The sequence below is a fragment of the Mesorhizobium sp. M1D.F.Ca.ET.043.01.1.1 genome (assembly GCF_003952385.1).
Taxonomy (GTDB): Bacteria; Pseudomonadota; Alphaproteobacteria; order Rhizobiales; family Rhizobiaceae; genus Mesorhizobium.
Window position 1 is genome coordinate 5,641,672 of sequence record NZ_CP034444.1, and the last position, 12,097, is coordinate 5,653,768.

General features: G+C 64.5%; 1 protein-coding gene (cut by a window edge). It reads left to right on the top strand.

What is annotated here, in order from left to right:
• A protein-coding gene (locus tag EJ067_RS27290) for a hypothetical protein (protein WP_126088261.1) crosses the window boundary here: on the top strand, window positions 1-12,097 show its 5' end (the start). The gene runs 13,712 nt beyond the window's last position; 12,097 of the gene's 25,809 nt are visible here — the first part of the coding sequence; the start codon lies at window positions 1-3; its stop codon lies beyond the right edge, outside the window.

Consider the following 12,097-nt stretch of genomic DNA (forward strand, 5'->3'; position numbering starts at 1 on the left):
GTGTCGGCTACAGCCGACAACAGCGCTGTCATCGATGCGCTGACGATCGCCGGCTCGGCGTCCGTCTCGACTGGCGGCAATGCGCTGGGCGGCGCAGGCTCCGGCTCCGGCAACTTCGTCGTCTCCACGACCACGGCCGGTGTGCTGAATCCGTCTGGAATCAAGAGTCTGACGGCGACGGGCAACATAACGGTCGAGGCTACGGATTCGAGCCAGATCGACGCCGATGCCGGCACGGGGGCTCTGTCGGTCTCCACCAACGGCGGCAATATGGGCGCCGTCGCCATAGGTGCTGCGGCAGCCGACAACGAGATCACCAAGACGACGACGGCAACGCTGCAGAACGTCAATGCGAGCGGTGCGAATGTCGACGTGACGGCCAGCTCCACCGGCACCATCAGTGCCTTCACACTCGGCATCTCCGGGTCGCTGAACACCAGCAACGGTCCCCTGTCGCTGGCTGGCGCTGGCTCGGGATCCGGAAATTACATCACGTCTACGACCACGGCGAGCATCGATCCGAGCACCGTAACCGCTACCGGCGATGTGACGGTTTCCGCGATCGACAGCGCCACCATCACGGCTACGGCCGGCGCAGTCGGCATCAGCTTGAATGTCGGCAGCGGCACTGGAGCCAAGGTCGGTGTAGGTCTCGGCCTGGCGATCGCCATCAACGAAATCAACAGCAGCGCTCTCGCTTTGGTGGAAGACAGCTCGGTGTTCGCCGGAGGCGCGATTTCGGTCACGGCCGGCAACACCGGCAACATAGATGCGACAGCCTTCGGCGTGTCGCTGACGGTTTCCAATTCTTCCTCCGCCGCTGCCGTCGGGGTCAGCGCCAACATTGCAGTCACGACCAACGACCTGACCTTGACCACCAAAGCCACGATCACCGATGACGCCGGCGGCGATCCCCAAAGCGTCTCGGCCGGCGCGGGCCTGTTGGTCAGCGCCACGGATTCGGGCATCATCAACGCCGACGCGACCTCAGTCGGCCTGAGCGTCGCGGCGGGCGGCAGCAGCGGCGTGTCGGTGGCCGGCACGGTCAGCGCGTCGATTGCCCAAAATTCCATTGCTTCGACGACGGAAGCCATTATCGACAACGTCGATACGACGGTTACCGGCGACGTCGATGTACTGGCGTCGTCGTCGAAGTCGATTGACGCCATCGTCACGGCAGCTTCGGTGGGCGTTTCTGTCGGCTCCGGCAGCGCCAGCGTCTCGTTGACCGGCGCAGGAGCAGGCGCCTCGAACGTCACCAACAATTCCGTGCTTGCAATCATCCGCGCCGCGGATGTCGACGCTTCGGGCGACGTTACCCTCAACGCCGCCGACCAGACCGATATCAGCGCCACCATCGTATCAGTCGCCGCATCGGTCGGCGTCAGTGGCGGCAGCGGCGCATCGGCGACGCTGACCGTATCGGCCATCGACGCCACGAACTCCATCACCAATATCACCCGCGCGGTGGTCGAGAACGGATCGAACGTCACCGCTGACGGCAATTTCACCGCGGACGCTTCGTCGACCGGTTCGATCACCGCCACAGCGGTGGCGGCGTCGATCGGCGTCGGTGTCGGCGGCGGCAACGTCACCCTTTCCGGCGCCGGCGCCGGTGCCGGTGCCGACAACGCCATCTCGAATACGATCGAGGCGGGCGTCATCGGCGATTCGTCGGTCGCGGCGGACGGCAATGCCGACATCTTCGCCGCCGACTCGGCGACGGTGAATGCCAATGTGGCGACGGCCGCGATCTCGGCATCCATCGGTGGCAGTTCGGCGACCGTTTCGCTGACCGCGGCCGTTTCGATCGCCACGAACACGGTGAACGACGTCGTGGCCGCGCATGTGGTGGATTCGAGCCTCACCTCGGGTGGAAGCGCCGCTATCGAGGCTGATTCCACCAAGTCGATCACCGCCCTTCAGGTCGCGGTCTCGGTTTCGATCTCGATCGGTTCCGGCACGGCAACTCTGGCCGGAGCGTTTGGCGTTGCGCAGGTGTCGAACGTTATCGGCGGCTCGACGACGGCGGGCATCTTCGATGCTGATGCCGGTGAGAGCCAGGCGGCGACCATTGGCGGGCCGCTGACCATCAGCGCGACGAGCGCCGGAACCGTTCACGCCACGCTGGTGGCAGTGACAGCGTCCGTCGCAGTGGGATCGGGCACGGTGACGCTGTCGATGTCGGCGGCGGTCGCGCTGGCCTCGAATAGCATATCCAACGACGTTCTGGCGGCCATTGAGACCTCCGTTGTCGACGCGAGCGGCGCGGTCGATATCACCGCGACAAACAGCAAGGACATCGACGCCGTGTCGGTGGGTGTGGCGATTGCGGTCTCGGTGGGAAGTTCCGCGTCGATTTCGGCGGCGTTGGCCTTCTCCAAGGCCACGAATGCCATCATGGGATCGACCGAGGCGCTGATCACGCAGAGTTCGGTGACGGCGGACGGCTCGGTGGCGCTGACGTTGGAGGATACCTCCTCGATCACCTCGGACGTCATCGCGGCGTCGGTATCGGTTGCCGTCTCCGGCGGGATCGCCGGGGTCGGCCTGGCGGTTTCGGTCGCTCTGGCGGAAAACACCATCTCGGGCAGCAGCCGCGTCGCCATCGAAGACTCTACCGTCACAGCCAGTGGCGGAGCAAGCGACGTCACGGTCGATGCGACGACCGAAAACACCATCAAGACCGTTGCTGTCGCGGCCTCGGTCTCGGTCTCGGCCAGCAGCGGCACCGTGGCGCTTTCCGGCTCCGGCGCGGGCGCATCGGCCACCAACACCACGACCAACGAGGTTCTGGCTGAAATCGTCGGCTCGACAGTTGAAGCCGGACGCGCCGTATCGGTCACCTTGTCAGACGATTCGGTGATCGAGGCCAAGATTGTGGCGGCTGCCGTCGGCGTCTCGGCGTCCAGCGGCGTTGGCATATCCGGCGTGGTCGCGGTAACCGTCGCCACCAACAGTATTGGTGGCGTCTATGGCGCCACGATCTTCGATTCCGATGTCGATGCGCTGGCCGGCGGGGTGACGGTTTCGGCGACGGCCGACAACTCGATTGACGCAATCGCTGTCGCGGTCGCCATCTCGGTAGCCCTCGGCAGCAGTTTCGCCGGCTCTGTTGCTGTTGCAGGGGTCATTGCGGAAAACATACTGACCAATTCTTTGACTGCCGGCATTGTCTCCGGCAGCAATATTGGCGCTCATGGTCTTGTCGGCGTCAGCGCCACCGACACATCGTCGATCAAAGCCACCCTCGTGTCGGTTGCCGCGTCAATTTCGGCCAGCGGCAGCGCCAGCGTCGCTTTCTCGATCTCGGCAACGGTCGCCAACAACGAGATCGGCTCGACCCTCAAGGCGACGATCGATGATTCCGCCGTCGATACGACGGGTGCGGTTTCCGTCGAAGCGCGGGCCGATACGCTGATCTCCGCCACGGCGGCGGCGATCAGCGTCAGCGTCGCCGTCAGCGGCGGAGTGTCGATTTCTGGCGCCGGCTCGGGTGCCTACGCAGCCAACAGCACGACCAATTCTGTCGAAGCCTCCATCATCGGATCGTCGATCACGGCGGTGGGCGATGTCGATGTGCTGGCGACCGACATTTCGAGTATTTCGGCGACGCTTGTTTCAGCTGCGGTCGGCGTGTCTGGCGGCAGCGGGCTTGCCGTGTCCGTGTCCGTCGCGGTCACGCTGGCGGAAAACACTATCGATAGCGCCTTGCTGGCGACGATCGACGATTCCACCGTGAGCACTTCCGCCGGCGCGGTCACCGTTGCGGCGACCAATTACGACGACGCCCTTGCACGAGGCATGGGCATTACGGCGACAGCTGTGGCTGCGGCCATTTCGGCCGGCGGCTCGGGCGGCGTGTCAGTTCAAGGCGCCGGCACCGGCGCGGTTGCCACCAACAGCATCAGCACCGGCATACAAGCAAGCATCGTCGACACTGCGGTCACTGCACACGGCACGGTTTCGGTCGCGGCAACGGACGAGGCCAGGATCAAGGCCGTGCTCGTGGCGGCCTCTATCGGCGCCGGCGGCGCGGGCGCCGTCTCAGTCAACGTTGCGATCAGCGCCACGGTAGCCGAAAACACCATAGGCGGCGGCTTGCTGGCGACCATCGACGGCTCGACCGTCAACACGACGAACGGCGCAGTGACTGTCGACGCCATCGCAGACAGGACCATCGACGCGCTCGGCGTGGCGGTGGGCGTCGCGGCGGGCGGTGCCGGGGCCGTTTCAGTCAATGTTGCCCTCAGCGCCGTTGTAGCGAGCAACATCATTGCTGGCGCAACTGAAGCCAGCATTAAGGGCGGCAGCGATGTCGACGCCAACCACGCGTCCAACGGCTTCGTTCGGGTCAACGCGCTGGACACGTCCTCGATCGAGGCGACCCTGGCGTCGGCGTCGGTTACTGCCGGCGGAGCCGGAGCGGTGTCGGTCAACGTGGCCGGCGCATTCGTCTATGCCGACAACGCATTGACGGCGAGTACCGATTTCGACTGGAACGCCGACGGCGTCATCGATTTCCACGACATTCATGCGGGCCTAGCGGTGCTGACCGCATTGCATGACCTTCAGATCGGTAACGACGGCGTAATTGGCGATCAGCCCGGCCCTGACGGAGATCCCGATACTTTGGGGGATAACGTCCCCTCCGACGATCTGACCGTCGATCAAGCTATCGACGCCCTTGGCAATTTGAGCGTCTTTGCAGCCGGACAACCGAGCGCTGCCTACAAGACGGCGCTGAAGAGCCTGATCGGTTCGAGCTTCGACATTGATGGCGACGGCAACATCACCAATCGCGATCTGCGGCTCACTGGCAGCACGTCTGACGACGTCGTCATCGCGAATTCGATCGTCGCGTCAATTGAAACGTCAAGCGTTGATACAGCCGGGGCGGTTGCCGTATCCGCCTCCGACTACGATACCGGGTCAGCCAGCGGAATGACCATCCATGCGACCGGCATTGCGGTCGGCATCGCCGCCGGCGGCGCGGGCGGTATTTCCGTCAACGTCAGCGGTGCCGGCGTGGTGGCGTTCAACGACATCAATAACGGCATCGAAGCCAGCATTGTGGGAAGCACGGTAATCGCGGGCGGCAACGTGACTGTCCATGCCGAGGATCGGGCGGGCATCAAGGCCGAACTGCTGGCTGTCACCGTATCTGCGGGCGGTGCCGGTGCGGCCTCGGTCAACGTTACCGTGTCGGTCACCTATGCCGAAAACACGATGAGCGGCAGCCTGCTGGCCACCATTGACGATTCCACCGTTACTTCGACGTCGGGCAACGTCACCGTCGATGCTTTCGCCGACAACCTCATTGAGGCCGAGGGCGTAGCTGTTGGCGTGTCGGTCGGTGGCGCGGGCGGCGTGTCCATCAATGTCGCGGCCAGCGCGGTCCTAGCGACGGCTGTTCTGACCAACGTGGTCGAAGCCAGCATTGTCGGCGGGTCCGATGTTGCCGCAAACTCCGTCAGCGCCACGGCGACCGATGAATCGACCGTGGATGCTACCCTGGTTGCGGCTTCCGTCAGCATTGGCGGCGCGGGCGCTGTTTCTGTCAATGCGTCGATCGCGGTCTCCGTCGCGCAAGTGGATTTTGGCACGACCACACGGGCGCTGATCTCGGGATCGAAGGTTCTCGCGCGAACGGGCAACGTCAGCCTCACCGCGCTCTCAACCGGATCCGTCGATGTGGACGCGGTTGCCGTAGGCGTATCCTTCGGCGCATCCGGCGGCGTCTCGGGTTCGGTCGCGGCCGCGGGCGCGATCGCAACCATCAATTCGACCAATCTTGTCGCGGCGTTGATCGTCGCTGATTCGGATGTCGACGCGACATTGGGATCGGTGATCCTGAGCGCGACCGACGAAACCCTGTTCACCAGCGATGTCGACTCGGTCAGCGTCGCCGGGGCAATCAGCGGCGGCGCTGGGATTGCGCTCTCGATCGCCTATGCGCAATCGAACACGTCGATCGACGGCACGGTCAGGACCGAAATCAACGACAGCGACGTTGATGCCGGCACCGATATTACGCTCACCTCCTTGGCCGATGGCGTGATCGACGCCGATGGCGTGGGTGTCTCCGTGTCGCTTTCCGCCGCGGTCGGCTTCTCGCTTTCGGGCGCCGGCGCGGGCGTCATTATCACCAACGTCATCGGTCAGGACGTCATTGCGGAAATCGGCGACAGCGAGGCCGCTGAAGGCCAGGGCGCGACCGCCGGCAACGATGTGCTTCTCAGCGCCACTGATTCCATCAAAAGTACGGCTGACGCGTCGGCCGCCACCGTTTCAGGGGCCGCGAGTTTCGCGGCGGGCGCCCTGGCGATTTCAGCCGCACGTGCGAGCAATTCCCTCGAGGGCACCACGCGCGCCGGTATCAAGAAGAGCAAGGTGCAAGCCACTGGTGGCGACGTCGATATCAAGGCGAAATCGGAAAGCGAGTTGATCGCCACGCCCGAAGCCTATGCGCTTGCCGCGGCGGCCGGTTTTGGCGGCGCGGCCGCTGGCGCAGGGGCGGAAGCAAGCAACACCGTCACGCGCACGACCGAAGCCTTCATTCGCAACCAGTCCGACGTGCGGGCGCTGAACGGCCTGTTGACAGTCGAGGCCCACGACCTTCTTAAGGCAAAGGCCGATGTCGACGTGTTCTCACTCAGTGTCGGCATGGCTTCGTTCGCGGCTGGCGTCGCCTTGGCCAGCAACAACATCGCGTCGGTTACCACGGCGTCCGTCGAAGGCAGCACGGTACAGTCCGGCCTCGGCAATCTGTTGATTGACGCGGATAGCCAACAGCTTGACGCCGATCTCATCACCCGCAGCGACGCCGCTGCAATCGGCGCCGGCATTGGTGTGGCAGCGGTAGGCGTTGTCGCTGAAGAAGTCATTGCGTCGCGTGTTGAAGCCTTCGCCAGCGGCTCGACGCTCATCGCCGCCGGACAAGTCAATGTCGACGCGGATAGCAACCACAGAGCGACCCCCGAAGTCTTCGGCTTGTCTGCCTCGCTCGGCGTCGCGATTTCGGTGGTCGATGCGACCGCGATCGTCAGCGGCGCAACGCGCGCCTATATCGACGGCAATTCCACCGTCAGTGCCTCCGGCGACACCAATGTGACGGCGGACAGTCTGTCTCACGCACTGCCTGACGGCGATTCCGTCGCCGTTGGTGGCGGGATCGGCGGCGCGGCCGCGATCATGGACGCGCAGGTCAATCGCGTGACGGAAGCCTTCGTCGGCCGGCGTGCGAGCAAGCAGCTTGTGGTCGATACACGGCTCAACAGCATCCAGCTTGACGAGCCGGCAACGCCGTGGGGCGACGCCGAGATCGTCACCTACTCGGCTGGCGGCGGAACCGCGATCGGCGGCCTCGTCAGCGGCAAGCAGTATTATGTCTTCCAGAGCTCCGACGGGCGGATCATGCTGGCCGAAATCCTGCGCGACGGCGGCAACAACATCAAGCCGCTGGCGGAACAGGACAATCTCAACGGCCGCATTGCGATCGACCTGACCTCCCTTGGCAGCGGCACCAACCATCAGTTGATCCGTGCGGGGTTGATAGCCGATGTGGCGTTTAACCCGTCCGAGGTGCTCAACCCTGCACCTTTGACCACGACGGTGCTGGACATCGGCGCCCACAAGCTCAATGTGCTGGCGAATTCGACTTACGAGGCGCGGGCCGACAGTCTTGCGGCCGGCTTCGGCCTGCTGGGCGGCGCAAGCGTCGCCAAGTCCTCCGCGAGCGTCGTCGGCGACACTCTCGCCTATGTGGGCGAAGGCGCGACCGTCAAGGCCGGTGGCCTCGATGTCAAGGCCGTGTCACATGACGGCGCCTATTCGTTGAACGAGTTCTACGCCATAGGCGGTGCTATCGCGGTAAACGTGACTATCGCCGACGCCACGATCGACAGCCGCACCGAGGCGTTCATCGGGACGCAGGCAGGCGTCACACCGACCAGCGGCGCCCCGACTGTCGTCACGCTCACCGATGCGGTCGGCGTGGACGGCCGCCTGTTGATCGATGCAAACGGCAGCCAGACGGCGACGGCCGAGGCCAAAGGCATCGGCGCGTCGTTCGGGGTATCCGTCAACGTATTGCTGCCTACGGCGGACGTGTCGGGCGCGGTGCGCGCCTATGTCGGCGAGAACACGACGGTCGTCGCCGACCGGCTCGACGTGCTGGCGCATGGCGACGTGATGGATGCGACCGCAACGGTGAGATCCGGCACGATCAGCGGCATCGCCTCGGTCACGGGTCTGTCTTCGCTCGCGAAGGTGACCGGTGAAGTCGAAGCCTTCATCGGCGCGCACAATGATCGTGGCGCCTCCGCGACCCTGGCGCCTCAACTGACCATCTCCGGCAGCGACGCCGGTGACGGCGCCGTCGTCGTTGATGCCGATGCGACCATGGATGCGGTCGCCGATACGTTCCTCGTCGGCGCAAGCTTCGGCCTGACCGTCAACATTGCCGAACCGAAGGCTGAACTGAGCGGCAAGACCCGTGCCTATGTGCGCGATGGCGTTGCCCTGAAGGCCGCGTCGCTTGAGATCGAGGCCGGCGATTCGGCGGATCGCGTCCAGTACAACGCAACCGCAACCACCTTTATGCTGAGCCTCGGCGGCCTGGCGTCCGTCTCTACCCTCACGGCCAATGCGCTGGTCGATGGAACAGTCGAGGCCTATCTCGGTGCGCCGTTCAACGGTCCGGTCACCGGTGGCGCCGGCGTGACTGACATTACCGGTGTGGTAACCGTCAACGCCTGGTCGGACATGAACGCGACCGGCGGCATCGACAATGGCGGCTTCGCGCTCAATGTGGGCGGCGTCGCCACCATCAGCGTCTTCGACACATTGTCCGACGTGGCCGGCAAGACCCGCGCCTTTGTCGGCCAGGGCGGCACGCTCTGGGCCGCCTCGCTCGACGTCAAGGCGGACGGCGATTATGACGCCAACTCCGATACGACGGCCGTGGCCGTCTCGGGTGCGGTCAGCGCTTCGGACATCAAGGCTACTGCCAAGATAACCGGCGAGGTTGATGCGCATGTCGGTTCGGCTTCCGGCGTCGAACCGTCCTCCGACATCGGTGTTGTCGATATTGACGGCCAGGTCAACATCACCGCGATCGGCAACATGCTGGCGACGCCCGACATCGTGAATGTCGGGATTTCCGGGCTCGCCACGGTCTCGCTGCTTGAACAGAACGCCACCGTTTCCGGCAAGGTGCGGGCCTATATCGGCCAGGGCGTCGATGTCGACGCAAGCGGCGTAGCCATCCTTGCCGACGCGCCTGAAATGAAGGCGGATGTGCAGGGCGCGAGCATCGCGGTAGGCGGATTGGTTGCGGGCAGCGATGTTACCTCCAACGCCACCGTAAACGGTGTCGTCGAAGCCTTTATCGGCGCCGGCAGCAGCCAGGTTGCAGCGAACGTGACGACCGACGTCAATGTGGGCGGCGGTGCGATCACGGTCGTTTCAGACAGCAACATGCATGCGGTCGCAAATCTCCTGGGCGTCGACGTGGGCGGGATCCTGTCTGTCGGCCTTTACAAGCCGACAGCCACCGTCAGCGGCAAGACGTCATCCTTCGTGCGAGACGGGGTGAACCTGCTGGCAGGCACGCTCGACGTCAGCGCGGGCAAGCTTGGCGGCGTGGACAGGGTTGTCAACAAGGCCGAGGCGAAAGCCAATAGCGTCGGCGTCTCGCTCGTCGGCACCGTGCAGGATCTCGAGGCCGTTGCGCAAACCAGCGGCATCATCGAAGCCTATATTGGCGCAGCAGACGGCGTGAGCGCCGGCGGCGACCCGAATGCCGTGGTCAAGGTGACCGGCGGCGCTGACGCCGTCGACATTTCGGCGCGCGGCGACATCGACGCGATCGCCCGCACCGAAGGCGGCGGCGGCGCGCTCGGCGTCACCGTCGGACTTTACAAGCCGACAGCCATCGCCGGCGGCAAGACGCGGGCCTATGCCGGCGACGGCGCGGACCTGCGCGTGACGGACCTGAACCTGACGGCCGATGGGGATGCGCTGGCCGATGCCAAGCTCTTCAACGTCACGGTGTCCGGTCTTGCATCCGTTTCCGGCCTCTCGCCCACCGCGATAACCTCCAACGACGTCGAGGCCTATGTCGGCCGCAACAATGATGCGTCGCAGACGACGCTTGTCGACATCGACATATTGAGCCAGGACGGCCTGTCGCGCGGCCGCATTGACGCGGTCGCCAATGGACGTACCGAGGCGAGGGCCGTCACCGAAGGCTTCAGCATCGCCGGTCTGGTCGGCGTGTCGATCACCACCGCTGTCTCCGACATGCAGGGCAAGACCCGCGCCTATATCGGCAAGTACACCGACCTGACGGCGGGAACCGTCAATCTCACCGCGACGGAAGCAACCGCCGCGGCCAATTCGACTGTCACCGCCACCAGCTTCGGCGGGCTCGCCGATGTCAACGACCTCGAAGCCCGTGCGACCGCCAGCCGGATTACCGAAACCTTCGTCGGCCACGATTCGATCATCGATCTCGGCGGTGCTGCCCTGACCGGTATCGCCACAACGGCGACCGGCGCATCGATGGCCAACGCTCTCGTCAACGCCGCCTCGGGATCGCTGGGCGTTTCGGCCAGCGATATCACGGCGATCGCTACGATCGGCGACGGAACCGGGCAATCCTCGCGTACCCGGTCCTATATCGGCGACAGCGCCAAGGTGACCGCGGGCGATGTAACGCTGACCGCGACCTCCAATACGACTGTCAACGCCGATGTGACCAGCTTCAAGGCCGCTGGCCTTGCAGCGATCTCATCGACCACGATTACCGCCAAGGCCGCGCATGACACCGAAGTGTTCGTGGCCGACGGCGCGGACGTGACGCTGAGCGGCGCGCTGACCATGACCGCGACGGGCACGTCCACCTCGGCGCCACAATCCAAGGGCGTCGGCATCGCCGGCGGTATCGCCTTTGCGTCGACAACCGTCACGACCTGGATCGACAGTGATACGCGCGCTTATATCGGCGAGGACGGCGAACTTTCCGCGACGAGCGTCAGGCTCCTGGCGGAAGGCCATCACACCGCCGACGCGGCGGCGCTGGGCACCGGCGTTGCCGGACTGGCCTCGGTCACAGCTCTGGACGTGACTTCGAAGGATACCGGCGGCGCGGAAATCCGCATCGGCGCCGAGGCAAGCGATGCTTCGCAGGGCACGACAAAGATCACCACCACCTCGGGCGGCATCGACCTCGATGCCGACCTGACGTCGAATGTCAGTTCCACTGCGAAGGCGACAACGCTCAGTGTCGGCGCGTCGATTGGCGACGTCATCACCCGCGCGACCAACCAGTCTCAGGTCATCGGCCGGATCGGCGGCAATGTCGATGTGACGTCGGCGGCTGGTTTCGACATGCAGGCCAAGCTGGTCGGCAATTCCATCAGCGCGGCGACCTCATTGACCGTCGGCGCGGTTGCGATCTCCAATTCCAACACCTTCTCGGATTTCGACGCCTCGCTGGATTTCACCAGTGGCCAGGGTGGCTCGATTCATGCTGAAAACAGCGTCAATATCGTCGGTCTTCTCAACCATGATGGCGTCAATTTCCTGCGCGTCTCGGGAGCCACGCCACGCGGCGCAGTCGCATCTGCCAACAACGTCATAGGTGGCCTGGCCGCCGTGAGTAATACACAGGTCAATGCCGATGCCAGCTCGACCCTGAACCTGGACATCGACGAAGGCCTGTCGCTGACCTCCGCATCCGGCGATATCAACATCGCCGGCCGTCATGGCAACGAGGCCTTCGGCGGTGGTTCCACGGCCAGCGGCGGCTTTGTCCGGGTAGACTCGGTCGATGTGAACGTGACGGCCGGCGGTTCGACCACGGTGAAGTTCCGCGGCGATGTGGATGACGATACAAACAGTGCCGCCAACAACATCAATGTCGACGCCGTGGCGCTTGCCACGACCACTTCGACCATGTCGTCGGACGGTGGTGGTCTCGCCAATTTCGCATCCGGCAGCGCGGATTCGACGACCGTGCATACGATGAACCTGACTTTTGCCGGCGTCGGCAGCATCATGCGCGTTGGCGGCAACATCAAAGGCACGGCCA